This is a genomic window from Nocardia blacklockiae (genome assembly GCF_015477355.1).
In the GTDB taxonomy this organism is placed as follows: domain Bacteria; phylum Actinomycetota; class Actinomycetes; order Mycobacteriales; family Mycobacteriaceae; genus Nocardia; species Nocardia blacklockiae.
Genome location: NZ_JADLRJ010000002.1, coordinates 787,556 through 813,182 on the forward strand (window position 1 = coordinate 787,556; position 25,627 = coordinate 813,182).

General features: G+C 69.3%; 20 protein-coding genes and 4 tRNA genes. 10 read left to right on the plus strand and 14 right to left on the minus strand.

Features of this window, described 5'->3' with window-relative positions:
- Positions 1–110 precede the first annotated feature (110 nt).
- Positions 111–1,472: a salicylate synthase gene (locus IU476_RS09325; RefSeq protein ID WP_438943987.1), complete on the minus strand. Its 1,362-nt coding sequence runs from the start codon at positions 1,470–1,472 to the stop codon at positions 111–113.
- Positions 1,473–1,632: 160 nt separating this feature from the next.
- Between IU476_RS09325 and IU476_RS09330 the strand changes: the two genes are divergently transcribed.
- Both IU476_RS09330 and IU476_RS37015 read left to right on the plus strand, forming a co-directional pair.
- Complete coding sequence (locus tag IU476_RS09330; RefSeq protein WP_195098628.1) at positions 1,633–4,014, plus strand: glycerol-3-phosphate 1-O-acyltransferase; 2,382 nt, start codon at positions 1,633–1,635, stop codon at positions 4,012–4,014.
- Between the two features lie 121 nt (positions 4,015–4,135).
- Complete coding sequence (locus IU476_RS37015; RefSeq protein ID WP_195098629.1) at positions 4,136–5,596, plus strand: HAD-IB family hydrolase; 1,461 nt, start codon at positions 4,136–4,138, stop codon at positions 5,594–5,596.
- Here the strand turns inward: IU476_RS37015 and IU476_RS09340 are convergent.
- From IU476_RS09340 to IU476_RS09365, 6 genes are all read right to left on the minus strand, one after another.
- Positions 5,593–6,294 (minus strand): polyprenol monophosphomannose synthase, encoded by a 702-nt coding sequence (locus IU476_RS09340; RefSeq protein WP_195098754.1) that lies wholly within the window; start codon positions 6,292–6,294, stop codon positions 5,593–5,595. The two genes, IU476_RS37015 and IU476_RS09340, sit on opposite strands and share 4 nt — an antisense overlap.
- 148 nt (positions 6,295–6,442) lie before the next feature.
- The gene (locus IU476_RS09345; protein ID WP_195098630.1) at positions 6,443–6,619 is read right to left on the minus strand and encodes a hypothetical protein; all 177 of its coding nucleotides are present in this window, start codon (positions 6,617–6,619) and stop codon (positions 6,443–6,445) included.
- An 810-nt stretch (positions 6,620–7,429) separates the two neighbouring features.
- Positions 7,430–7,503 (minus strand) — tRNA-Phe (locus tag IU476_RS09350).
- A 34-nt stretch (positions 7,504–7,537) separates the two neighbouring features.
- Positions 7,538–7,611, minus strand: a tRNA-Asp gene (locus IU476_RS09355).
- A 29-nt stretch (positions 7,612–7,640) separates the two neighbouring features.
- Positions 7,641–7,713: transfer RNA gene (locus IU476_RS09360), tRNA-Glu, on the minus strand.
- 91 nt (positions 7,714–7,804) lie between these two features.
- Complete coding sequence (locus IU476_RS09365) at positions 7,805–8,470, minus strand: TetR family transcriptional regulator (protein WP_195098632.1); 666 nt, start codon at positions 8,468–8,470, stop codon at positions 7,805–7,807.
- A 939-nt stretch (positions 8,471–9,409) separates the two neighbouring features.
- Here IU476_RS09365 and IU476_RS09370 point away from each other — a divergent pair.
- The 5 genes from IU476_RS09370 (at position 9,410) to phoU (ending at position 15,588) form a co-directional block, all read left to right on the plus strand.
- A tRNA-Lys gene (locus IU476_RS09370) sits at positions 9,410–9,485 on the plus strand.
- Between the two features lie 344 nt (positions 9,486–9,829).
- Positions 9,830–10,801: an acyl-ACP desaturase gene (locus IU476_RS09375; RefSeq protein ID WP_195098634.1), complete on the plus strand. Its 972-nt coding sequence runs from the start codon at positions 9,830–9,832 to the stop codon at positions 10,799–10,801.
- Positions 10,802–10,936: 135 nt separating this feature from the next.
- Positions 10,937–12,085 (plus strand): tRNA dihydrouridine synthase DusB, encoded by a 1,149-nt coding sequence (gene dusB, locus IU476_RS09380; RefSeq protein WP_195098636.1) that lies wholly within the window; start codon positions 10,937–10,939, stop codon positions 12,083–12,085.
- Between the two features lie 1,011 nt (positions 12,086–13,096).
- The gene (locus IU476_RS36020; RefSeq protein ID WP_324193952.1) at positions 13,097–14,818 is read left to right on the plus strand and encodes an LCP family protein; all 1,722 of its coding nucleotides are present in this window, start codon (positions 13,097–13,099) and stop codon (positions 14,816–14,818) included.
- Positions 14,819–14,916: 98 nt separating this feature from the next.
- Positions 14,917–15,588, plus strand: a complete 672-nt coding sequence (gene phoU, locus IU476_RS09390; protein ID WP_195098638.1) for a phosphate signaling complex protein PhoU — start codon at positions 14,917–14,919, stop codon at positions 15,586–15,588.
- Here phoU and IU476_RS09395 read toward each other — a convergent pair.
- The 7 genes from IU476_RS09395 to IU476_RS09425 all read right to left on the minus strand — a co-directional run bounded on the left by IU476_RS09395 (position 15,585) and on the right by IU476_RS09425 (position 23,246).
- Entirely contained in the window at positions 15,585–17,186 is a 1,602-nt protein-coding gene (locus IU476_RS09395) for an MFS transporter (RefSeq protein ID WP_195098639.1), read from the minus strand. The genes phoU and IU476_RS09395 overlap by 4 nt on opposite strands.
- A gap of 182 nt (positions 17,187–17,368) precedes the next feature.
- A complete protein-coding gene (gene pstB, locus IU476_RS09400) occupies positions 17,369–18,145 on the minus strand; it encodes a phosphate ABC transporter ATP-binding protein PstB (protein ID WP_187686489.1) in 777 nt (258 codons plus the stop codon).
- A gap of 20 nt (positions 18,146–18,165) precedes the next feature.
- Positions 18,166–19,068: a phosphate ABC transporter permease PstA gene (gene pstA / locus IU476_RS09405; RefSeq protein ID WP_195098640.1), complete on the minus strand. Its 903-nt coding sequence runs from the start codon at positions 19,066–19,068 to the stop codon at positions 18,166–18,168.
- Positions 19,068–19,973, minus strand: a complete 906-nt coding sequence (pstC, locus tag IU476_RS09410) for a phosphate ABC transporter permease subunit PstC (protein ID WP_228823449.1) — start codon at positions 19,971–19,973, stop codon at positions 19,068–19,070. Before pstC ends, pstA begins: the two co-directional genes overlap by 1 nt.
- 158 nt (positions 19,974–20,131) lie before the next feature.
- Positions 20,132–21,253 (minus strand): phosphate ABC transporter substrate-binding protein PstS, encoded by a 1,122-nt coding sequence (gene pstS, locus IU476_RS09415; RefSeq protein WP_195098642.1) that lies wholly within the window; start codon positions 21,251–21,253, stop codon positions 20,132–20,134.
- A gap of 228 nt (positions 21,254–21,481) precedes the next feature.
- The gene (gene mshD / locus IU476_RS09420) at positions 21,482–22,384 is read right to left on the minus strand and encodes a mycothiol synthase (protein WP_324193963.1); all 903 of its coding nucleotides are present in this window, start codon (positions 22,382–22,384) and stop codon (positions 21,482–21,484) included.
- A 100-nt stretch (positions 22,385–22,484) separates the two neighbouring features.
- Positions 22,485–23,246: a winged helix-turn-helix transcriptional regulator gene (locus tag IU476_RS09425; RefSeq protein ID WP_195098646.1), complete on the minus strand. Its 762-nt coding sequence runs from the start codon at positions 23,244–23,246 to the stop codon at positions 22,485–22,487.
- Positions 23,247–23,459: 213 nt separating this feature from the next.
- Here IU476_RS09425 and IU476_RS09430 point away from each other — a divergent pair, with 213 nt between their 5' ends.
- The 3 genes from IU476_RS09430 (at position 23,460) to IU476_RS09440 (ending at position 25,622) form a co-directional block, all read left to right on the plus strand.
- Complete coding sequence (locus IU476_RS09430) at positions 23,460–24,401, plus strand: LmeA family phospholipid-binding protein (RefSeq protein WP_195098647.1); 942 nt, start codon at positions 23,460–23,462, stop codon at positions 24,399–24,401.
- Positions 24,398–24,853, plus strand: coding sequence for a thioredoxin family protein (locus IU476_RS09435; protein ID WP_195098648.1), 456 nt, complete (start codon positions 24,398–24,400; stop codon positions 24,851–24,853). Before IU476_RS09430 ends, IU476_RS09435 begins: the two co-directional genes overlap by 4 nt.
- A 265-nt stretch (positions 24,854–25,118) precedes the next feature.
- Positions 25,119–25,622, plus strand: a complete 504-nt coding sequence (locus tag IU476_RS09440; protein ID WP_195098649.1) for a DUF4395 domain-containing protein — start codon at positions 25,119–25,121, stop codon at positions 25,620–25,622.
- The last annotated feature ends 5 nt before the right edge of the window (positions 25,623–25,627 follow it).

A 25,627-nucleotide genomic window follows, 5' to 3' on the forward strand; every position in this document is an offset into this window, starting at 1 on the left:
ACCAACACGGCAACGGCGCGTGCCGCCCGCATGACAAGAACGTTCCTCCCGGGGACGCGGCACAGCCCCCCGCCCGCTGTCGGGCGAGGGGCTGTGCCGCGCAGGGCCGCTCAGGCCTCGACCACGTAAGGCGCTATGCTGCCGAGCTTTTCGCAGGTCTCCTCGAATTCCCGGTCGGGGCGGGACTGGCCGACGATGCCGGCGCCCGCGCGCAGCCAGGCGCCCTCGGTGGTCTGGTAGACCGCCCGCAGCACCAGCGTGGCCTCCAGCGCGCCGGTCGGCGAGACCACCACCACCGCACCGGAATACAGTCCGCGCGGGTCGTGGTCGAGCCGGAACACCGCGTCCACGCCGGCCTGCTTGGGGATGCCGGACGCGGTCACGGACGGGAACAGCTTCTCCAGCGCGTCCCAGGAGGATCGGCCGACGTCGAGCTGCCCGCGCACGGTGGAGGCCAGGTGCTGCACGCTGCCGCGCTCGCGCACCGCCATGAAGTCCGACACCGCGGTGCTGCCCGGCGCGGCGACCGCGGCGATCTCGGCGAACGAGGTCTGCACCGAGATCGCGTGCTCCACGATCTCCTTGGGGTCGGCGACCAGGTCGGCGCGGGCCGCCCGGTCGGCCTCCGCGCCGCGACCGAAAGCCCTTGTCCCGGCGAGCGGTTCGGTGGTCACCACGCGCGCGCCGTCCACGGCCGCCACCAGTTCGGGACTGAAGCCGGCGGCTTCCAGGCCACCGAGGCGCAGCAGGAACGACCGGGCGGGGGTGTTGTGCGCGCGGCCGAGCCGGTAGGTGGCGGGCACGTCCACCACGAACGGCAGATCGACCTTTCGCGACAGGATCACCTTCTGGTAGTCGCCTTTTCGGATCTCCGCGATCGCCTCGGCCACCCGGTCCCGGTAGGCCGTCGGGTCGATGGTGATGTCCGCCGGGCGCGGCCGCGGCAGCGCGGTGCCCTGCGCGGCCGCGATCAGCTCGTGGATGTCGGCGGTCTCGCGGGGCGTCGCGCCGGACACCCGCACCCCGGACGTGTCGATGCGCACCTCGATGCGGGGAATCATCAGGTGCGCCAGCGAGGTTCGCTCGGGCAGGTGCGCGGTGGCGCCGAGCGACCACGCGCAGAACTCGAACCCGATCCAGCCGTAGGCATTGCGGCCGGCCAGCGGCAGCGCGGCCAGCGCGCGGTCGATCACCTCCGCCGGGCGGCCCGCCCACGGGGTCGCCGTGGATCGTCCGTCCCAGTCGATCCGTAACTCACCGGCGTCGAGTTCGACGCTGCCGATGGGGTCGGCCGCGAACACCCATTCGCCGGGGCGCTCGTAGACGACGTACTCGCCGAAACGATCCGCGCCGGCCAGTGCCGCCACCGCGGCGGCCGGATCGGTGACATGTTCGTCCCGGCGTGCCGCGGTCGGTGTCTCCCCCGGACCATCCCCATAGCCGATCAGTACTCGCTCGTCCGTGGTGGGCACCGTTCCTCCAAGGTTATGCTTACCTAACTCTAAGGGGTGAGGTTAGCATTACCTGGCTCGGATGCGCTTGTGCCGGAGCGCACACTCTCCGCGCCAACCTCCTGCGCGAAACGCTCGAACCGGGCTTCAATGGGGAGCGTCACCTGATGAAGGGCTCCGCATGATCGACGACCGCGCCGGCGCACCGCCGGCGACTCCCGGCACCGCGCCACCTTCGGTGGTCGCGCTCGTGGACGCCACCTCGCCGACCGAACGCGAACTCATCGGCGGCTGGCTGGCCGAGGGCGGGGTCGAGGCGGAGTTCGGCATCGAGGCGCCGGTGACGCAGATCGACCTGGACGCGGTGGCGGTGGCGAATCGGCTGGTCGGGCGGCGCGACGATCCGCTGGTCGTCCCGGTGCGGGTGCTGTGGCTGCCGCCGGAGCGAGACGGCGTGCGCCGCACCACCTTCGCCGATCTGGTCACCCTGTCCGATCCGCGCCGGCCGCACCGGCTGCTGCAGCGCCGCCTGGTCGCCAAGACCCCGGACCGGCACCTGGTGCTCACCGGGCGGCCCGCGCGGCTCAGCGAATTGCGCGCCAACAACGCGGCCGTCGCCGACAGCGCCGAGCCGTTCGCCCGCGCCGTGGTGCGGGCCGGCATCGTGGCGCTGGAGCGCGCCGAACGCGCCGTGATCGGCGACCGGTACAAGGTGCCGCGGCTGGTCGCGGAGGAGATCCTCGATTCCCCCGAGTTCCTGCGCCGCCTGGACGCCATCGCCACGCACACCGACACCCCCGCGCGCGAGGTGTACCGGCGCGCGGAGAAGGCGCTGAAGGAACTGGTGGCGGCGCAGAGTCGGTTGGTCTCCGACCTTTTCACGCAGGCCATGCGGCCGGTGCACGCCTCCACCTGGAAGGTCGACTGCGACCCGAAGGGGCTGTCCGAGCTGCGCCGGCTCAACCGCCGCTATCCGCTGGTGTTCCTGCCCTCGCACCGCTCCTACGTGGACGCCTTCGTGCTCGGTGATGCGCTGGCCCGCAACGACTTCCCGCCCAACCACGTGATCGGCGGCGCGAATCTGCGGTTCTGGCCGATCGGTCCGATCGCGCGCCGCACCGGCACCGTCTTCATCCGTCGCAGCTTCGGCGACGACGAGGTGTACAAGGCGGTGGTCGAGGAGTACTTCGCCTACCTGCTGACCAAGCGGTTCAACCTGGAGTGGTACTTCGAGGGCGGCCGCACCCGCACCGGCAAGCTGCGCCCGCCGCGCTACGGCCTGCTGAATTACCTTGCCGCGGCGATCCGTTCGCGCCGCGTCGACGACGTGATGCTGGTGCCGGTGTCGATCACCTACGAGCGGCTCAACGAACTCGGCGCGATCGCCACCGAACAGGCCGGGGGCGCCAAGAAACCGGAGGGCCTGACCTGGCTCGCCCGCTACGTCCGCAGCCAGCAGCACTCGGCCGGGCACGTGTACCTGCGCTTCGGGGATCCGCTGTCGGCGCGGGAACGTCTTGCGGCACACGGCGACCCGCTGGCCCCCGATCCCGGACCCGGCGGGCCGCACGACGACGACGCGCGCGATCTGGAGCGGAAGGCCGTGCAGCGGTTGGCCTTCGAGGTCGCGGTCGGCATCAACGCGGTCACGCCGATCACCGTCAACGCGCTGGTCACCCTCGCCCTGCTGGGCGTGCACGAACGCGCGCTCACGCTCGGCGAAGTGCGCCGGGTGCTGGCGCCGGTGCGCGACTACATCCAGCGGCGCGGCCTGCCCAGCGGCGAACTCGACTCGCTCGACGACGATCACGCGCTGGCCGTGGTGCTCGAGCAGCTGTCGCTGGCCCGGGTGGTGACGGTGTACCGCGGCGGGCTGGAACCGGTGTACTCGATCGAGGCGGGGGCGCATCTCGAGGCGGCCTTCTACCGCAACAACGCGGTGCACTGGTTCGTCAATCGCGCCATTCTCGAGCTGTCGATCCTGGCCGCGGTGGAGGCGCCCGAGGGCGAGCAGCTGCAGGTGGGCTGGGACACCGCCTTCCGCCTGCGCGATCTGCTGAAGTTCGAGTTCTTCTTCCCCGAGCGCGCGGAGTTCGCGGCGCAGATGACCGCCGAGATGGAACTGGTCGACGAGGACTGGCACGGCCGCACCGCCGACGGCACCGTCGGCTCGGACATCCTCGCCGAACTCACCGAATCCGGTTTCGTGATGGCGCACCGCGTGCTGCGCTCGTTCCTGGACGCCCAGCTGGTGGTCGCCGACCGGCTGGCCGCCCGCGACGGCGCACCGGCCCCGGAACGCAAGCAGTTCATCGACGAGTGCCTGGCCGTCGGCAAGCAGATGCTCCTGCAGCAGCGCCTGCACAGCCCCGAGTCGGTCTCGACCGAATTGTTCACCAGCGCACTGAAACTCGCCGACAACTACGACCTGCTCACGGTATCCACCACCCCCGACGACCTCCGCGCCCGCCGCCACGCCTTCGCCGCCGAACTCCACCTCATCGGCACCCGCATCGCCCACGCGGCAGCCCTGGACCCGTCGAACCGCCTGGAGGCCCTATGAGCCCGCGCGAATCCCCCACCGTGCCACGGGTGTACGGCGGAATGGTGATGCTCGACGGAGTGCTGCGGCATGGTGCGGGGGCGGAGGATGGCGGGGTGGCAACGCAGGGTGAGGTGAAGGTGTGAACGGGAAGTCGCTCGAGGAGGCGGTGGCGGCGGTCGGGGCGGGGCCGCAGGGGCCGCGGGTGGCGGCCGTGTTCGACTTCGGGGGGACCGTGGTGCACGGGTTCACGCCGCCGTCGCCGGTGCGGAGGTTGGTGCGCCGGCGCGATCCACAGCACGTGCTGGCTGCCTCACTGCTCAGCAGCATTCGCGGCGCGCGGGCCGAGGGCGAGTACGAGCGGTTCCTGCAACGCGTGATGCACCTGTGGGCCGGGCACACCGAGGACGAACTCGAGGCACTCGGTGAGCGGCTGTTCCAGCGCACGATCTACGGACATCTCTACCCGGAGGCCTGGCGGCTGGTGCGCGCGCACGAGGCCGCCGGTCACACCCTCGTGCTGGCGAGCTGCCTGACCCGCTTCCAGGTCCGCCCCGCCGCGACCGAACTCGGCATCGAGCACGTGCTCTGCACGACCATGGCCGCCCAGGACGGTGTGCTCACCGGCTATGTGGCCGACAAGCCGCTGTGGCGCAGCGGCAAGGCCGACACGGTCCGCCGCTTCGCCGCCGCGCACGAGCTGAACCTGGCCGACAGCTACGCCTACGCCGATGCCGCCACCGACCTGCCGCTGCTGGAACTGGTAGGCCGCCCGCACGCGGTGAATCCCGATCCCCGCCTGGCCTTGGAAGCGGGCGAGCGCGACTGGCCGACCCTCACCTTCCGCCCCCGGGAGAACGCCCCGGCGGCCGACATCGCCCGCACCGCAGCCGGTTTCGCGAGCCTGCTCGGCGGCGCGGCGCTGGGCGTGGCGGTCAAGTCGCCGACCCGGCAGCGCCGGGCGATGGCCGACGCCATGATCAGCTACGCCGCCGACGCCACGCTGCGCGCGACCGGCGTGCGGGTGCGCGTCACCGGCGCCGAGCACGCCCGCACCGCCCGCCCGGCGGTCTTCGTGTTCAACCATCAGAGCCAGTTCGACATGGTGGTGCTGGCGGAGGTGCTGCGTTCGGGATTCACCGGCATCGTCAAGCAGGAGGTCACCCGCAATCCGGTCTTCGGGCCGCTGATGCGTTTCGCCGGAGCCACTTTCATCGATCGCTCCGACAGCGCGGGGACGCGGGCGGCGCTGGCGCCGGTGGTGCGGACGCTGCGCGAGGGCCTATCGATCGTCGTCGCGCCGGAGGGGACCCGGTCGCTCACGCCGCGGGTCGGTCCGTTCAAGAAGGGCGCGTTCCACATCGCGAGGCAGGCCGGGGTGCCGGTGGTGCCGCTGGTGATCCGCAATGCGGGCGAGATCGCCTGGCGCAATTCGGCGATCGTGCACAAGGGTGTGGTGGACGTGGCGGTGCTGCCGCCGATCGACGTCGGCGCGTGGGATCCGCGCGCGCTGGACGCCGAGGTCGAGCGGGTCCGTCAGCTGTTCGTCGACACGCTGCTCGATTGGCCCGCGCCGGAGCGGAATTCGACGGCCGTGCGCTAGACCTGGCGGCCGAACAGCAGCTTCCACGGCATGAGCGCCGATTCCAGCTGCACCTTGAGGCTCATCTTGGAGGCGCCCTTGGTGCGCTCCTCGAACCGGATCGGCACCTCCGCGATGGCGATGCCCTGTTTGACCGTGCGGTAGTTCATCTCGACCTGGAAGGAGTAGCCGTTGCTGCGGATCGAGGCGACGTCGATGGCGCGCAGGGTGTCGGCCTTCCAGGCCTTGAAGCCGGCGGTGGCGTCCTTGACGCCCAGGCGCAGGATCGCGTTGACGTAGAAGTTGGCCCACGCCGAGAGCGCCTTGCGGTACCACTTCCATTCGGCCGCGGTGGAGCCGCCGTCGACGTAGCGGGAGCCGAGCACCACGCCCGCGTCCGTGCCGCTCAGCTTGTCCAGCATGGCCGGAATCACCTCGGCCGGGTGCGAGAGGTCGGCGTCCATCTGGATGACGATGTCGGCGCCCTCGTCGAGCGCCTTGGTGATGCCCGCGATGTAGGCGCGGCCGAGCCCGTCCTTCTCGGTGCGGTGCAGCACGCTCACCACGGCGGGCAGTTCGGCGGCCAGCTTGTCGGCGACCTCGCCGGTGCCGTCCGGCGAGTTGTCGTCGACGACCAGGATGTGCAGGTCGGCGACCGGTAGTGCGGTCAGCCGCTCCACCGCCACCGGCAGGTTCTCCCGCTCGTTGTAGGTCGGCACCACCACGGTCACCTTCACAAGTCGCCCTCCGCTCGATTCGACTCGGCTGCACACCCGCGCGAGGGTGCGGGCACGATTCTGCTCATGGAACCGTAGCCCAACAACCTGAGCCGGTACGAGTTAGCTCTGCGGAAACGAGACCCCCGCCTCAGTCCTCGTCGCCGGCGTCCGCCCGAGCATTGCGTTCCCGCGCGATGTCCAGCGCGCGCTCGGCGGTCGCCCGATCCGGATAGGGCCCCATCCGATCGGCGAACCAACACCGTTTCCCCTGCTCGGCGCGATGGTGCTTGAGGCAGTAGTACCAGGCATCGTCGGATTCACCCATAACCCCAGCATCCCACCCACCCCGCCGACCCCGCCCCCGAACACGCACACACCACCCCATCCCAGCTCATCCCCCACCCCCAGGGTTGCTGCCACCGATCCTCCCGCCCCCAGCAAACCCACCCCGAAACAATCACTGCCAGAACCGGTTACGCCCCCGCAGCCACCCCAGCAACCCACACACCGACATGACAATGTGCCCGGTCCCACCCCGTTAGCTGACTTGATCATCGATCAAGCCAGCAACATTCCCCCACGATCTTCACCCCCACCCGAAGCCCCCCAACCAACCAATCCAAACGATTCAACACCCCCGATATAGAAATTCGATCACCCGACCACTAACCCATTACCCCCGCAAAGAGATACCCCCTCTCCCACACACCATCTCCGCCCCCAACCCCAACCGCTCGACACCGAAATAACACTCGGCCCACCGATATCCCGCCCCCAAAGCCCGACGATGCCTCACCCCGAACCTCCGAACCGAGCACTCGCCCCGCCCAACCACACCCGATAGATTCCAACCCCCAGCGAGCGGAGCGCAGCACAACCCCACCGAAAGCCTTACCTCACAAATGCAAGAACACTTCCAGAACGCAAAGCAAGTGAGGCAAACCCCGAGAACCAAACCCCCCGAGAAGTCTCTGCCCCAACCCCCATACACCACACAGCCTTTAGGCCCAGCCCCACACCTCAAAGGGGGTCCGGGGGCGAAGCCCTCCGGGCTGGGGGTGTGGGGGCGCGGCCCCCACAAATCACCCTCGAAAATGGCGAAGGCCCTCCCTGAGCAAGGGAGGGCCTGAGAGGGTGGCCAAGGCCGGGATCGAACCGGCGACCTTCCGCTTTTCAGGCGGACGCTCGTACCAACTGAGCTACCTGGCCGGGGCACCCGTACCGAATGCCTTGACAAAGTGTGCGACCCTGACGGGACTCGAACCCGCGACCTCCGCCGTGACAGGGCGGCGCGCTAACCAACTGCGCCACAGGGCCTTGCTCTGCTCCACACGGTGTTGCCACCGTACCCCCTACGGGATTCGAACCCGCGCTACCGCCTTGAAAGGGCGGCGTCCTAGGCCGCTAGACGAAGGGGGCCCGCCGGATGTCTCCGGTCCGTTTTCCAACGGCTTCCGTTGGGAGCCCGCATAGCTTATGACAGCTCGCTCGCGAATCCCAAATCGGCTGGTCAGAGTCCCAGGTTGAGGTCTTCCAGCCGGGCGGACGCCCGCCAGCCGACCCGCCGGAACTCGTCGAGCCACTCGGGGGTGGCCATCGCCTCGATGATCACCTCGAGCGCCTCGGTGAATCGCGAGCGCAGATCGATGCCGCCGCCGAGCAGGTCGATGATGTAGCGCTGGCCGGCCAGCGCGGCGGCGAGGGTGCGGGTGAAGCGGTCCACGTCCGAGTCCGGGCGCAGCTGCTTCTGGTCGACCGCGCGCACCGCGAGCAGCCGGGTGGCCCGGCCGAGGATGCGGCCGCCGCCCGCCTGCACGTCGCGATAGAACTCGGGCTCGATGATCAGGCGGAACTCGGCCTGGATGATGATGTCGTTCTCGAGCCGCAGCGCGATCTCGTCGATCATCCCGTGCAGCACGTCCAGCGCGCCGAGATCCGTTCGGGTGAGCCACCTTTCGGTGGTGGCGCGGTAGCGCTCGACCGCGGAGTCCAATACCGCGCGCGCCAGATCCTCCTTGGAGTCGAAGTGGAAGTACATGGCGCCCTTGGTGGCGCGTGAACCTTCCAATATGCGGTTGAGCGATGCCGCGGCATAACCGCTCTTCCCGAATTCAACGGCGGCGGACCTGATGATCGCCGCACGTGTCCGGCGGGCCCGCTCTTGCTGCCGTGCCATGCTCGAAACGCCTCCGAAGCTACTTGCCGCCGGTGGACGCCCATTCGGAACAGTCCTCGACGCGAAGGTTATGAGATTTTCAAATACTTCAACTCGGGCTACTGCCCGGTTTTTCAAACTTTGGGTACGAAAAATGACGAGAAAACCTGAAACGCACTGGCTGGTATAGTTCTCGACGCCCGGGTGCGCCGCAGGGGGTGCGCACCCGGGCGTTTTCTTCGTCTCGGATCTGCCTCCTGCGACGCGATCTCCAGGGCACCGCGATCGGCCTGACCGGTCGCGACATCGTCGGGCACATCAACCATAGGCCGAATCCCGTCCCGCCGGGGCACTCCCGGTTCTTCCGGAATTCACCAAGCGGTCACCGTACCCCGATACTCCGCCCACTGTAGGGCGTACCGGCAAGTCAGTTCGCCGAAACGCGTTTCTTCGGCACTGGCAAATACACCGCAACCGTTCGGGCGTTTGGTTCCTTTCGCGAATTCCGCCGCGCCCCAGCGCCGTTCAGCACCGACGACCGCCGACCCGGACGAACCGCCCGCGGGCGAACTCATCCACCCCCACTCCCGCCGCCCCCTCGGACGATCCGACGACACGCTCACCTCCACTACCAATTGCGTTGCCACGCACCACGATTGGTTGATGCTTCCATACTTCTGCTCTCAAACAAATTGGAAACCAAGGTGTTTGCCCGCCGCCGGAGCGCGGATGCCGGCCGCCGGACGGACAACCACCGTCCCGGGCGTATCGTCCGGCCGCCCCGACATGTATCAGCCCGAGCGACATCGAATGGCGCGGCTCGGCGCGCCGCCACGGGCGCGTCGCAATCGGTCATCCGACCTGACCGACGCCGGATCACCAGCGCGGATATCCACCTCGAGCCGACGCCCGGATACCGGTTACCACTCGCGCGGCCCGCCCATTAGACTTGCGAGCCGCGCCCCTATAGCTCAGTTGGTAGAGCTACGGACTTTTAATCCGCAGGTCCCAGGTTCGAGCCCTGGTGGGGGCACCACCCCGGCGGGCCGGAGCGGCAGCGCTCCGGCCCGTCGTCACTGCCTCGCCGCCACCGCGCCGGTACGGACGCAAACCGGCCGCCACCCTTGGGCCGACCCGCTTTTCGCGACCGGGCTAACATCTCGCTCTCGATAGCGATAGTCAGCAAGGCATGCCGCAGACGCCTACACTCGGAACCGTTGTACCCGCCCCGACGTCGTCATATGAGTTCCGTCACGGCCACTGTGAAGTCGCCCAGATGCGTTTCGTATCACACCTACGGTGCCGTAAGGTATGGGCCGCGGCGGGCAGGCCAAGGGGGACTGACGAGCAAGAGAGAACGACACACCGAAGGGTATGTATATGGCAAGGGATCTGACTCAACTCGAACTACTGACGGAGTTGGAGCCGGTTGCCGAACAGAACGTCAACCGACACCTGTCCATGGCCAAGGAATGGCACCCGCACGACTACGTCCCGTGGGACGACGGGCGCAACTTCGCCGCCCTGGGGGGAGTGGATTGGGACCCGTCGCAGTCGAAGCTCGGTGAGGTCGCCAAGGCGGCCATGATCACCAACCTGCTCACCGAGGACAACCTCCCCTCGTACCACCGCGAGATCGCCGAGAACTTCTCCCAGGACGGCGCGTGGGGCACCTGGGTCGGGCGCTGGACCGCCGAGGAGAACCGCCACGGCATCGTGATGCGCGACTATCTCGTCGTCACCCGCGGCGTCGATCCGGTGGCCCTCGAAGAGGCCCGGATGATCCACATGACCAACGGTTTCGCCTCACCCGCCGAGGCCGACGCCGGCTTCCTGCACTCGGTCGCCTACGTGACCTTCCAGGAACTGGCCACCCGCGTCAGCCACCGCAACACCGGCAAGGTCTGCGACGACCCCATCGCCGACCGCATGCTGCAGCGCGTCGCCGCCGACGAGAACCTGCACATGATCTTCTACCGCAACATGTGCGGCGCGGCCCTGGACCTGGCGCCCGACCAGGCGCTCGAGGCGATCACGCTGATCCTGGAGAACTTCCAGATGCCCGGCGCGGGCATGCCGAACTTCCGGCGCAACGGCGTCCTGATGGCCAAGCACGGCATCTACGACCTGCGTCAGCACCTGGAAGAGGTGGTCCAGCCGGTGCTCAAGAAGTGGAAGATCTTCGAGCGCACCGACTTCACCGCGCGCGGCGAGGAGGTGCGCGAGCGCCTGGGCCTGTTCCTGGAGAAGCTGGCCGGCGACGTCGTGAAGTTCGAGGAGCAGCGCGACCGCATGCTGGCCCGCGAGGCCGCCAAGCGCGAGCGTCAGCTGGCTTCCACGTCGGCCGGCTGAGGTCCGTCGGATTCGAACCGCCCCCGGGCCGCCGCGGCTTCGGGGGCGGTTTGCCGTCGGTGCCCGGCGGTCGCGGCGTGTTCGGTCCGTCACCCGGCGGCCGGCCGAGCTCGTATCGCAGGGAGAATGGTGGCCATGCAGTCCGTCCTTCAGAGCCAGGCACCCGTGCGGATCGGCCCCTACCCGGTCGATCCGCCGGTCGTGCTCGCCCCGATGGCGGGCATCACCAATCTGGCGTTCCGGCAGCTGTGCCGTGAATTCGGCAGCCCCACCTCGCTCTACGTCTGCGAGATGATCACCGCCCGCGCCATCGTCGAGCGCGATCCGAAGACGATGCACATGATGTCGTTCGGAGCGGGCGAGTTCCCGCGCTCGATGCAGCTCTACGGCGTCGACCCCGCCACGATGGCCGAGGCCGTCCGGATCATCGTCGGCGAGAACCTGGCCGACCACATCGACACCAACTACGGCTGTCCGGTGCCGAAGGTGACCCGCCTCGGCGGCGGTTCCGCGCTGCCGTACAAGCGGCGGCTGTTCGGTGAGATCGTGCGGGCCATGGTGGCCGCCGCCGAGCCCGCGGGCGTGCCGGTCACGGTGAAGTTCCGCATCGGCATCGACGACGACCACATCACCTATCTCGACGCCGGGCGGATCGCCGAGGCCGAGGGCGCGGCGGCCGTCGCGCTGCACGCCCGCACCGCGGCCCAGCGCTACTCCGGCAGCGCCGACTGGTCGGCCATCGCGCGGCTCAAGGAGGCCGTGACGACGATCCCCGTGCTCGGCAACGGCGACATCTTCAGCGCCGGCGACGCGCTGCGCATGATGGCCGAAACCGGTTGCGACGGAGTCGTTGTCGGCCGCGGCTGCCTCGGCCGCCCCTGGCTGTTCGCCGAACTCCAGGCCGCCCTGCGCGGCGAGCCGATCCCCGCCGGGCCGAACCTGGGCCGCGTCGGCGAGATCCTCTACCGCCACGCCGCCCTCCTCGCCGACCACGACGGCGAGGACAAGGGCCTACGAGACCTGCGCAAACACATGGCCTGGTACCTGATGGGCTTCCCCGTCGGCGCCGACCTCCGCCGCCGCTTCGCCAGCGTCTCGACCCTGACCGAACTCCGAGACCTGATCGGCGAACTCGACCCCACCGCCCCCTTCCCGAAGGACGCCGAGGGCCCCCGCGGCCGCCAGGGCTCCCCCGGCAAGGTCAGCCTCCCCCACGGCTGGCTCGACGACCCGGAGGACGCCGCCGTCCCCACCGCCGCGGATGTGATGCACAGCGGCGGCTGACCTGGGGTGTCGCACCTTCAACTGGCTCATCGTGGCTGAATCGTTATCATGTCCCGAGACCGGTGATGCTGTGCGCCTCCGAGCGGTTCACCCAACCTTGGGTTAACACATCAGGGTCCGGTCGGAGACGAACGAGCAAAGCGAGGGTTCTTGGTGGGTGACGACGATCGGCACGGACGCACGTCCGGGCCCGGCGGTCGCGCCCCGTGGGAGCGCTATCGTGCTCCGGAATCGGGTGACGACGATCCTTCCCCACGTCGCAGCCGGCACGCCGACGACGACGCCGGCTCCGCCCCGATCACCGTGCACGATCTGGTGCAGCGGGTCGACAACGAGCGCGCCGGTCGCCGCCGGCGCCGGGACCCCGCACCGCCGCCCACACCCCCCGCCACGCGGCAGCAGCCCCCGGGCGCGCGGCCGTCCGCACCGCCTCCCACTGCACGGCAGGGCGGATCCCCCTCCGGCACAAGGCAACCCGCCGCGCCGCCGACCGGCGCACGCCCCGCCACACCGCCCGCGCAGCCGCCCGGCACCCGGCAGCCCGCACCGCCACAGAGCGGCACACGGCCCGCCTCCCCTTCCGGCACAAGGCAATCCGCATCCCAGACGGGCGCACGTCCCGCCACCCCGTCCGGCTCACGGCAGCCCGCCTCCCAGACCGGCGCACGGCCCGACACACCGCCCGGCTCGCGGCAGCCCGCCTCCCCGCCCAGCGCACGGCCGACGGCCACCCCGCCCGCCGCCTCGCCGAGCACCCGGCAGCCCACCACACCACCCGGAACGCGGCAGTCCGCGTCCCAGACCGGCGCACGACCTGCCGCACCGTCCGGCACCCGGCAGCCTGCCTCCCAGACCGGCGCACAATCCCCGTCGGCCGGGGGCACACGGCAGAACCCCGCATCACCCACCGGCCGCCGCCACCGCACCGATGACGAAGGCCCCCAGGGCAATTCCCCCACGCGCGCACCGGGTGCGGACGACCGGCCGACCGATACCGTCGCACCGGCCGCCGTGGGCCCCGTCGCGGCCGCCCTCCGCGCGCCCGCAGGACCAGCGGCCGCGGAGCCCGCGTCACCCGGGCGGCGCTCGGCCACCGAGCAAGTCACCGACAAGCTCCCGGTCCCCGAATCCGAGACACCCGAACCCGAGTCGGAGCGCGCTACTCCCGCCGCGCGGCCGAAGACCGTCGGCGCGCCCACGCTGTCGCGGCTGGCGGCGAGCAAGCAGCGGCAGCGCCGGCGACTACAACTGGTCGGGCGCTCCACGACGGCGTTCGTCGCCGTGCTCACGCTCGTGGTGACGGGCGTGGGCTGGAACTACCTGCGCGCCACCGACAACGGCTTCCAGCAGGTGTCCGCGCTGGACGAGAAGTCCGACGACATCGTCGACCCCGGCGGTCAGCTCGGCGACGAGAACTTCCTCATCGTCGGCACCGACACCCGCGCCGACGTGGACGGCAACATCGGCGCCGGCACCACCGAGGATGCCGAGGGCGCCCGCGCCGACACGGTCATGCTGGTGCACATCCCCGAGAACCGGCAGCGCGTCGTCGCGGTGTCGTTCCCCCGCGACCTCGACGTCACCCGGCCGGTCTGCGAGGGCTGGGACAACGAGAAGGCCCGCTACACCGAGGCCTCGTTCCCGCAGGCCGCGGGCGACAAGCTGAACGCCACCTACGCCCTGGGCGGCCCGAAGTGCCTGACCAAGGTGATCCAGAAACTGGTCGGCCTGCGCATCGGCCACTTCGTCGGCATCGACTTCAACGGCTTCTCCTCGATGGTCGACACCATCGGCGGCGTCGAGGTCTGCACGAAGAAGCCGCTGGTCGACGACGAGCTCGGCACCATCCTGCCCAACCCGGGCCGGCAGGTCCTCAACGGCCCGACCGCCCTGGACTACGTCCGCGCCCGGCACGTCTACGGCGAGGAGCGCAGCGACTACGACCGCATCCACCGCCAGCAGCTGTTCCTGTCGTCGCTGCTGCGCGGGGCGCTGTCGAACAAGGTGCTCTTCGACATCGGCAAGCTGAACGGCTTCATCAACGCCTTCTCCAGCAGCGCCTTCATGGACGCCGTCAGCACCAAGGACCTGCTGATGCTGGGTCGTTCGCTGCAGAAGGTGGACGCCGGGGCGATCACGTTCCTGACCGTGCCCACCGCGGGCACCACGTCCTACGGCAACGAGATTCCCCGCGAGTCCGACATCAAGGAGATCTTCCGCGCGATCATCGACGATCAGCCGCTGCCGGGCGAGAAGAAGGCGCCAGAGCCGAGCCCGAACCCCACCACCGCGTCGCCCGCGCCGAGGGCCCTGACCGCCGTCGACCCGAGCACGGTCTCGGTGCAGGTCTCCAACGGCTCCGGCACGCCGGGCATCGCGAACACCTCGGCGACCAAGCTGTCCAGCCAGGGTTTCCAGATCTACAACGTCGGCAACTACTCCGGCGGCACGATCGCGGCGACCAAGGTGCGCTTCTCGTCCGGGCTCGAGGCGGAGGCCGCCACGGTCGCGTCCGCGATCCCGGGTGCCACGCTCGAGTCCACCGCGGGCCTGGGCAGCATCGTGGAAGTGGCGCTGGGCTCGGACTACACGGGCACGGTGCGGGCGCCGACCTCGTTCGGGAGCACGCTGCCGGAGATTCCGACCACGGCCTCGGGCTCGACCGAGAGCACCCCGGCCGCCCTGCCCTCCGATCTCGAACACGTCAACGCCGCCGACGACAACTGCAAGTGAGCGCCCGTCACCAGCGGAATTCCGCTGGTCTCGGGCAACACCATGGATTCACCCGCCGTTCGTGACTTGGTCAGCGCCGGGAACTAGTGTTTGTTTTCATGCGTGTCATCTACAACGAACAAATGGCCGATCTCGCCAACATGCTGGGCGAGATGGCCGGTCTCGCGGGCTCCGCGATGGATCGGGCGACGCAGTCGCTGCTGCAGGCCGATCTCACGCTGGCCGAACAGGTGATCTCCGAGCACGACCAGATCGCCGAGATGATCACGCAGGCCGAGGAGAAGGCGTTCGCGCTGCTGGCGTTGCAGGCGCCGGTCGCCGGTGACCTGCGCCAGGTGGTCAGCGCGATCCAGATCGTGTCGGACGTGAACCGCATGGGTGCCCTGGCGCTGCATGTGGCCAAGGTCGCCCGGCGCCGGCACCCGAATCACGCCCTGCCCGAGGCCGTCAACGGCTACTTCGCCGAGATGGGCCGGATCGCGGTGAACATGGGCAAGGCCGCCCAGGAGGTCCTGGAGACGCGCGACCCCGAGCGGGCCGCGCAGCTCAACCAGGACGACGAGGCGATGGACGACCTGCACCGCCACCTGTTCACCCTGCTGATGGACCGGGAGTGGAAGTACGGCGTGGCCCCGGCCGTCGACGTGACCCTGCTGGGCCGCTACTACGAGCGTTTCGCCGACCACGCCGTCGAGATCGGCCGCCGAGTGGTGTTCCTGGTCACCGGCGTGCTGCCGCCGGACGAGGACGTCGAGGTGGAACAGCTCTAGTCGCACTCGCGCCAGGCGAGCAGCGGCGACTCGACACGCTCCGGTTTCCAGGGCAGCAGCACGGCCACCGCGACGGTGCAGACCAGTAGCGCGCCCACGGCGAGATACGAGGCGGCCTGCGCGCCTTCCAGCGCGGCCACCTTCATGGCGCGCACCAGGTCGGCCTTCGCGCCCGCGAAGAAGGGGCTGATCGGCGCCCGCACGATCTCCAGCACGCTGATCGGGGTGTCGCGGGCGATGCTCTTCTGATCCGGGCTCATGATCCCGGCCGGGATGGCGTCGATCCGGGCGCCGACGCGGGCAGTGTAGGTCGAGGTCATGATCGAACCCAGCACCGCGACGCCGAGGGTGCCGCCCACCTCGCGCGTGGTGTCGTTGACCGCCGACCCCGCACCGGCCTCGTGTTCGGGCACCGCGCCCATGATCGAGGCGGTGGCCGGCCCCTGCACCACGCCGAAGCCGATGCCCATCAGCACCATCGACACCAGAACCGTTCCGGCGTAAGGCGTTTCGACCCGCACCTGGCCCGCGAGGTACATGCCCGCGGTGAGCAGCAGCAGTCCCGACAGTATCGTCGCGGTGGTGCCCGCGCGCTGCGCCACCAGGGTCGCGACCGGCGCGCCCACCCCGACCGCCGCGGCGAACGGCAGCGAGTGAATCCCGAATTCCAGTGCGCTGAACTCCTTTACGCCTTGGAAGTACTGGGTGATGAGGAACAGGAATCCGAAGGCGCAGAAGTAGGACACGGTGATCGCCAGCGCGGGCACCGAGAAGCGCCGGATCCGGAACAGCCGCACATCGAGCACCGGCGAGTCCACCCGCAGCTCCCACGCGACGTAAACCACCAGCAGCACAATCGAAATCACGTATCCGGCGATGCTGCGCTCGGCCAGCCAGCCGTATTTCGGCGCCTCGATGATCGTCCACACCAGTGTCGTGACGGCCACCAGGGACAACCCGATGCCCACCACATCGAGCCGCCCGCTGTGCTCGGCCCGCGACTCCGGCACCACGACCAGCACGGCCGCGAGCGCCAGCAACGCGATCGGCACGTTGATCCAGAAGACCGAATGCCAGCTGAAGTACTCCAGCAGCCACCCGCCGGTGACGGGGCCGATGGCCACCGCGACGCCGGCCATCGCCGTCCACAGCGCGATGGCTCCAGCCCGCAGCCGGGCCTCGGGGAACAGGTTGATGATCAACGCCAGCGTCGCCGGAAACACCGCCGCCGCAAAGACTCCCATGCCCGCCCGGGCGGCGATCACCTGACCGAGCGAGCCGGACAGCGCGCCCGCGGCCGACATCGCCGCCACCCCCGCGAGCCCGATCACCATCACCCGCCGCCGCCCGAACCGGTCACCCAGATGCCCCAGCGCCAGCAGCAGTCCCGCGAACGCCAGCGTGAAAGCGTCGACGATCCACTGCAATCCGCTCATCCGGGCCTGCAGCTGCACGGCCATCGACGGCAGCGCCACATTCACCAAGGTGTTGTCGAGCACCACCAGCAACTCCGCGAGACAGATCGCGAGCAGCGCGAGCACCCGCACCCGCCCGGCGGGCGCCACCCCGGCCCGCCGGCTCACCGTTGATACCGCCATCCCATGCCTCCCGTTCCCGTCGCTATAACGATCGGTGTAGTAGGCAAGAACGATATCTGTAACCAAAAGTTGCAGACAACCACCCACGGTATGAGTGACAGGACCGACAACGGAGCACGATCAGTGAGCTGAAACACAAAAACCCCGGCCCAACCGGGCCGGGGTCGTGAAAGGGGCGAGGTCTAGCCGAATCGGCCGGAGATGTAGTCCTCGGTCTCCTTGCGGGAGGGGTTGGAGAAGATCTTCTCCGTCTCGTCGATCTCGATCAGCTTGCCCGGCTTGCCCTGCGCCTCGAGGTTGAAGAACGCGGTCTGGTCGCTCACGCGCGCCGCCTGCTGCATGTTGTGCGTGACGATCACGATCGTGAATTCCTTCTTCAGCTCCGCGATCAGGTCCTCGATCGCCAGCGTGGAAATCGGGTCCAGCGCCGAGCAGGGCTCGTCCATCAGCAACACGTCCGGCGACACCGCGATGGCCCGAGCGATACACAGCCGCTGCTGCTGACCGCCCGACAACCCGCCGCCCGGCTTGTCGAGCCGGTCCTTGACCTCGTTCCAGAGGTTGGCGCCCTTGAGAGACCGCTCGGCGACCTCGTCGAGCTCCTTCTTGTTCCGCACGCCCTGCAACTTCAGCCCCGCCACCACGTTGTCGCGAATGGACATGGTGGGGAAGGGATTCGGCCGCTGGAACACCATTCCGATGGTCCGCCGCACGCCCACCGGATCGATCTGGGACCCGTAGATGTCCTCGCCGTCGAGCAGCACCGCGCCCTCGACGCGGGCGTTCGGCGTCACCTCGTGCATGCGGTTGAGCGAGCGCAGCACCGTGGACTTGCCGCAACCCGAGGGACCGATGAAGGCGGTGACACTGCGCGGCAGCACGGTCAGCTGCACGTCGGCGACGGCGTGGAACTTGCCGTAGTAGATGTTGAGATCTTTGACGTCGATCCGCTTGGCCATGTCGAATGTTCCGTTCGCTTCTATCGGTTCCGGGTGAGCAGCTTGTTGACGACCGCGGCCCCGAGATACAGCAGCGCGATGATCAGGATCAGCGTCAGGGCCGCGCCCCACACCCGCCACCGGCCGGCCGGTTCCGGGTTGGCCAGCTCCTGGTAGATCAGCAGCGGCAGCGACGCCATGTTCCCGTCGAAAAGGTTGGTGTTGATGGACTTCGAGTAGCCGACCAACACCAGCACGGGGGCGGTCTCGCCCATGACTCGCGCCACCGCCAGCAGCATGCCGCTGATCATGCCCGGCAGCGCGGTCGGCACGACGATCCGAAGGATGGTCTTCCATTTCGGTATCCCCAGGGCGTAGGACGCTTCGCGCAATTCGTCGGGGACCAGCTTGAGCATCTCCTCCGTGCTGCGCACCACCACGGGCAGCATCAGCAGCACCAGTGCCAGCGCGACCGCGAAGGCGCTCTGCGGCGCGCCGAAGGTGGCGATCCAGAACGCGAACACGAACAGCGCGGCCACGATCGAGGGCACGCCGGCGAGGATGTCGACCATGAAGGTGGTGGTCCGGGCCAGCCAGCCGCGGCCGTACTCGACCAGGTACACGGCGGCCATGATGCCCAGCGGCACCGCGATCACCGCGGCGATGGCCGACTGCACGATGGTGCCGTAGATGGCGTGGTACACACCGCCCGCGAACTGGTCGGGCAGCACGCCCTTCTGTGACTTACCCCACCAGCCGCTGCTGGTGACGGCGTCGAAACCCTTGCTGAGCACCAGGATCAGCACCCAGCACAGCGGCACCAGCGCGATCGCGAAGCACAGCCACATCACCGCGGTGGCGGCCTGGTTGCGGATCCGGCGGCCCAGGCTGATGGTCCGGAACGCGGGGGCCTTGATCGGGCGGTCGAGAGTGGTTGTCGCCATTACCCGTTCACCTTCCCGCCGGCCGCGATCCGTGCCAGCGCGTTGACGACGAAGGTCAGCGCGAACAGCACGAAGCCGGCGGCGATGTAGGCGCCGGTGGGCAGCGCCTGACTGAATTCCGAAGCGGCCGAGGCGATCTTGGAGGCGAAGGTGTAGCCGCCGTCGAACAGCGACCAGTGCCCGGCCGACGCCGCGGTGCGCAGCACCACCAGCACGGCGATCGTCTCGCCGAGCGCGCGGCCCAGGCCGAGCATGGAGCCCGCGATCACGCCGCTGCGGCCGTAGGGCAGTACGGTCATCCGCACCACCTCCCACTTGGTGGCGCCCAGTGCCTGCGCCGCCTCGATGTGCGCGCGCGGCGTCAGGTTGAACACCTCGCGGCTGACCGAGGTGATGATCGGCAGAATCATCACCGCCAGCACCACGCCGGCGGTGAAGATGGTGCCGCCGCCGCTGATCGACACGTTGCCGCTGTCGAACAGGAAGAACCAGCCGAGATGGTCGTTGAGGAATTCCTCGAACGGCGCCAGCCGCTGGGCCAGCACCAGGAAACCCCACAGACCGAACACGATCGAAGGCACCGCCGCGAGCAGGTCGACGATGATGGCGAACGGCCGGGCCAGCATCTTCGGCGCGTACTGCGTCAGGAACAACGCGATACCGACGCCCAGCGGCACCGCGATCACCAACGCCAACAGCGAACTCAGCACCGTGACCATGAACAGGTCGCGGATGCCGAAGTGCATGTCGTCGGAGTTGGTGACGTTGAAATCGGCGCTGGTGAAGAAGTTGGCCTTGTTCGCCGCCACCGACGGCACCGCCCGGATCAACAGGAACAGCGCGATGAGCGCGATCGCCGCGACGATGGTCGCGCCGGCGGCCGTGGCCAGCGAGCGGAAGATCATTTCCGCTCGGGCGCTGTGCGCGCCGCGGCCGCGTTGCGCCGGTTCGGTGCTGGATTCGCTGGGCATAGGGGGAGTATCTCCGCCCGCCCGCGGGCCGGTCGAGTCCGGCCGGTCCGCGGCGGTGACTTCGTCGTGCACGGTCATGAGGTTCTACGCAATCAGGAGATGGCGTTGATGGCGGTGGTCAGCTTGGTCTTGAACGCGTCGGGGATCGGCACGTAGCCGGCCTCGTCGAGACCCTTCTGACCGTTGTTGATCGCCGAGGTCAGGAATGCCTTGACGGCCTTGGCGGTGTCGGCGTCGCTGTACTTCGAGCAGACGATCTCGTAGGTGGCGAGCATGATCGGGTAGGCCGCCGAGTCGGTCGGCTTGTAGAACGAGCTGGTGTCGATGACCAGGTCGTTGCCCTGACCGGAGATCTTGGCCGACGCGATGGCCGCGCCCGCGGACTGGACGTTCAGCTCGACCGGCTTGACGGCCGGGTTGGTGAGGATCCGCGCCACCGAGAGGTTCTGCGACCGCGCGAAGGACCACTCGTTGTAGGTGATCGAGCCCTTGGTGTTCTTGATCGCGGCCGAGGTGCCCTCGTTGCCCTTGGCGCCCTCGCCGACGCCGCCGGCGAACGACTTGCCCGCGCCCTTGCCCCACGCGCCCTCGGAGGCGGCGTCCAGGTACTTCTGGAAGTTGTCGGTGGTGCCCGACTCGTCGCTGCGGAAGATCACGTGGATGTCCTGATCCGGCAGCTTGCTCGCGTTCGCGGTGTTCAGCTTCTGGATCGCGACGTCGTTCCACTTGGTGATCTGGCCGTTGAAGATCTTGGCCGCGGTGGGGCCGTCGAGGACCAGGTCGCCGACGCCGTCGATGTTGTAGGTGATCGCGATGGGACCGAACACCGTGGGCAGGTTCCACGCCGGCGAGGCGCAGCGGGCGGCGGCCTTGTTCGGCTCGTCCTTCTTCGCGTCCAGCGGGGAGTCCGAACCGCCGAAATCGGTCTGGCCGCCGATGAACTCGTTCACACCGGCACCCGAGCCGCTGGAGGTGTAGTCGAGCGTGTGTCCGTCGCAGTTCGACTCGTAGGCGGCGACGAAGCGGTCCATGGCGTTCTTCTGCGCCGAGGAGCCGCTGGCCTTGAGTGCCTTCTTGCCGCCACAGTCGACGCTGACCGACGACGCGTTGTCGGCGGTACCGGTCGTGTTGTCGTCGCTACCGCAGGCCGACAGGGTAAAAGCACCTGCCGCGGCCAGCACGCCGAGCAGAGCGCTGCTGCGCTTGAGATTCACCTATTCCTCCGGGAATCAGTTCGTACACGCCCGGTCCCTCAACAACCGGACGGGTGCCGTGTGGTGGCCGTTCACCGAACCTGCGCACCAGGCAGTGGATGCTGCCCAGAAATAACCTAGGTTCGGCCGGTTGACAGTTGGACCTGGCCGAGTGAACGCAAGGTGAACAACCCGGCGCGATTCCGCGCCCCTACTGTGACATTTGCCGCAGTGTTACTGCGGTCTCGCTCAGCGGGCGGCGTAGGCGGCGTCGACGTGTGCCGTCGCGAAATCCAGGCGGGTGTAGGTGCGCACCGCCGCCGTGTTGTCCGCCTCGGTGTAGAGCAGCACCTCGCCGAGCCCCCGGTCGCGCAGGTAGTGCAGGCCCGCGAGGGTCAGCAGCCGCCCGAGTCCGCGGCCCTGCGCGGCGGGATCGACGGCCACCACGTACACCTCGCCCACTGCCGGCTCGCCGCCCTCCGCGGCGTGCACCTTGGTCCAGTGAAAGCCCAGCATTCGCCGCGGATCGGCGGGGTCGACGGCGATGAACAGGCCCTTCGGATCGAACCAGGGCGACTCCCGGCGCACGGCGATCTCGCGCTCGCCCCAGCCGCCCTGTTCCGGGTGCCAATCGAACGCGGCGTTGTTGACGCGCAGCAGTTCGGCGTCGTCCGCCGGGCCGGCGTAGGTGCGCAGCACGATCTCGCCGGACACCGGAAGCTCCGGTAGCTCTGGAGTTGCCAGAGCGCGCCGCATCTGCCACAACTCGCGCGCGACGGTCAGCCCCAGCCGCCCGGCCACGGCCCGCGCGGGCGCCAGATTGCCGTGTGCCCACACTCGGGCGCCGGGCCCGCCGGCGCTCAGCGCGGTGGACACCAGCGTGGCCCCGATGCCGCGGCCGCGCTGCTTGGGATCCACCACCGCCTCGGCCATCGCGGGGTGATCGCCATGTGCCGCAACGAGATTCGCGTAACCGAGCACCTCGCCGTCCAGCGCGGCGACCAGGTGCCGGGCGGGGCTCGCGCCGGTCAGCGAGAGCACCGCCTGCTCGGAGATCGGCGCGACGCCGTCGGCGGCCGTGGCTCGGTCGAGCACGTCGCGGATCCGGTCCGCGGTGCCGGCGGTGAGTTCGTCGGCCCATCCGGTGAGCACCTGCGCGGCGCCGTCCGGCTCGTCGCGATCGGTCACGCGACGCCTCCTGCCTGTCGTCTGCGGTGTACTCGGCCCTCGTCCGAGAAGTACCACACGCGGGTCAGGCGAGGGGGGCGCCGTCGGGTGCGTGCAGTTCGTCCTCGGGGCCGTCGGTGTCGTCGGGGAAGCTGGTCGGCTCGCCCTTGCCGCTGGTGCGGGCCGGGCGCACGGCCTTGTAGCCCACGTTGCGGACCGTGCCGATCAGCGACTCGTACTCGCTGCCGAGCTTGGCGCGCAGCCGCCGCACGTGCACGTCGACCGTGCGGGTGCCGCCGAAGAAGTCGTAGCCCCACACCTCCTGCAGCAGCTGGGCGCGGGTGAACACCCGGCCCGCGTGCTGCGCGAGGTACTTGAGCAGCTCGAACTCCTTGTAGGTGAGGTCGAGCGGGCGGCCGCGCAGCCGCGCGGTGTAGGTGCCCTCGTCGATCACCAGCTCGCCGAGGGTGATCTTGCCGCTGTTCTCGGGGCTGGCCGCGCCGCCGTTGCGGGCCACCAGCAGCCGCAGCCGGGCGTCGAGTTCGGCCGGGCCGGTACCCGGTAACAGGATGTCGTCCAGGCCCCAGTCGGCGTTCACCGCCACCAGGCCTCCCTCGGTGAGCACCGCGACGACCGGCACCGACGACCCGGTGCTGCCGAGCAGCCGGCACAGCCCGCGGGCCGCCGCCAGATCGGTTCTCGCATCCACCAACGCGACATCCGCGGTGCCCGCCTCCAGCAGCGAGGCCACCTCGGTCGGCGCCGGCCGGACGTTGTGCGGCAACAGCGCCAACGACGGCAACACCGACTCCGGATTCGGGTCGGAGGTCAGCAGGAGCAGCTCCACCAGCTCTCCTCCCAATCTGGCATGTCCGCGGCAACTTCGATGTCATTCGCGAATTCATGCTCGTCCGCACATATAATTCGTGCCTACATTAGCGCGTCGGGACCGATGACCACGCATTCCAGGCAACCCACGTACGCGAGGCGCGGCGTAGGGCGGGGTGCGGGAACCCCACACGATGGGGCCCGGCCCGGCGGCAACAGATATCGTGCCTGTATGGGTAACTCACCGGGCACGCCCGACGCTCGGGCACCGCACGACCGCCGGCCCGGCGAGGAACTGTCCCCGCACGCGGCCGTCGGCGCGAGTCCGCGCGGGGTCGGGCGGAAGCGCCGGATCGTCGGCGGTTTGGTGCTGCTGGTGGCGCTCGCGGTGGTGGCGGATTTCACCGCCGCCGCCTACTCGGAGTATCGCGTCTCGCGCTCGCTGCGCGCGGGCGGCGAGCTGAGCGCCGACCCCGAGGTGACCATCCACGGCTTCCCGTACGTCCTGCAGGCGCTGCGTAGCGATTATCACAACGTCGAGATCCGCGCCCATGCCGATCGGCGCGACATCCCCGGCGAGATCCTGGTCGAGGCCACCCTCAACGGCGTGCACCTGCCGACCGCCGACCTCATCGACGGCCGGATGCGCTCGGTGCCGGTGGACCGGGTCGCGGGCCGCATGCGTATCGAACCGGTCGAGCTGGGCCGGCTGTTCCACATTCCGGATCTGCAGCTGACCGGCCCGCCGGCGGACAAGTCCGACGGCACGGGCGGTTCCGGCGGCACCGGCTCGACCACCCAGGGCGCCTACATCCTCACCGGGACCATCCCGGCCGGCGCCGAGACGAGCACCAGCGAGAGCACCGACGCCGACAGCGACAAGGTCAGTGTCAGCGTCAAGGTCAATCTGCTGCTCGACGGCGACCAGGTCCGCATCATCGCGACCGACCTGTACCGCGAGAAGACCCCCGACACCGCCGCCATCACCCAGACCACCCAGCGCCCCGAGCTCGACAAGGCCGCGGTGCTGGCCCGCTTCACCCGCACCATCGACACCAGGGACCTGCCGTTCGGGGTGCACCCGACCAAGGTCCAGGCACTCGGCGGCAACATCATCGTCGAAGGCGAGGGCGAGAACATGACCATCGATATGAACAGGTTCGCGCGGCCATGACCGAGATCACGATCCTGGTGCTCGTGCTGGCGGCCGGCGTGGCCGTCGGCCTGTTGCTGCGCTATCGCGCCGGCCGGGTGCGCGCCACCGCGCCCGCGCCCGCCGATGCCGACGCCGCGACGCGCAACCGGCTGCTGGCCGCGGTCGGCGTCACCGGCGCCGCGCCCGCGGTCCTGCATTTCTCCGCCGACTGGTGCGGGCCGTGCGACGCGGTGCGCCAGGTCGTCGCGGGCGTGGTCGCCGATCTCGCCGACGCCCCGCAGCCGCCGCTGGACATCGAGGTCGACATCGACGCCCAGCCCGCGCTGGCCAAGGAACTGAACGTCCTGTCGCTGCCGACCACGTTCATCTTCGACGCCGACGGCCGCGAGCGCTTCCGCATCTCCGGCGTCCCGAAGGCCACCGACCTGCACAGCGCCCTCACTCCGCTGACCGTGCGCAACGCTGCTTAATAGCCGAATTTCGGACCCCGGGTCCAATTCCCGGGCAGAACCGGGTAAACTGCTAACCGTGCAAACCCGCCGAGAGCTGATGCTCACCCGACGCCGCACAGTAGATCTGTGCCGCCTCGGCGGTTGTTGCTGCCTGTGCATGTAGCCGGTCGGCCTTTCGCTGTCCTTCTGACGCCGACCGGTTTTTCCACCGCTCGTGATCTCGCGATTCCGGTGATCTGGCACGACCTGACAGATAAGCCCATGCAGCGCAGGAGTTCTTCCGATGTCTCACACCAGCACAAACTCTGATGCCTTACCAGGACAGACAGGCGACCGCGTCGATGTGCGCGGTCCGCGTTTCGCCGCCTGGATCACCACGGGCGTGCTCGTCCTCGTGCTGATCGCCGCGGCGTTCTCCACCCCGCTCGCGGCCGTGCTGATCGGATTGCAGGCGGTGGTGTTCGCGCTCGGCGCGCTCTACGGACCGCGGCGCAGTCCCTACGGCCGGGTGTACGCGGCCGTGGTCGCCCCGCGCAACGGTCCCGTGAAGGAGACCGAGCCGACCCCGCCGCTGCGGTTCGCGCAGTTGGTCGGCGGAGTGTTCGCGGTGCTCAGCTTCGTCGGCTTCGTGGTCGGCAGTACCGTCGTCGGCGCGATCTTCGCCGGCTTCGCGCTGTTCGCGGCGTTCCTGAACGCGGCCTTCGGCATCTGCCTGGGCTGCCTGCTGTACCCCTTCGTCCAGCGGCTGCTCCCCCGGTCGGCCGCGCCGACAAATTCCCCCACCTAGCCCGG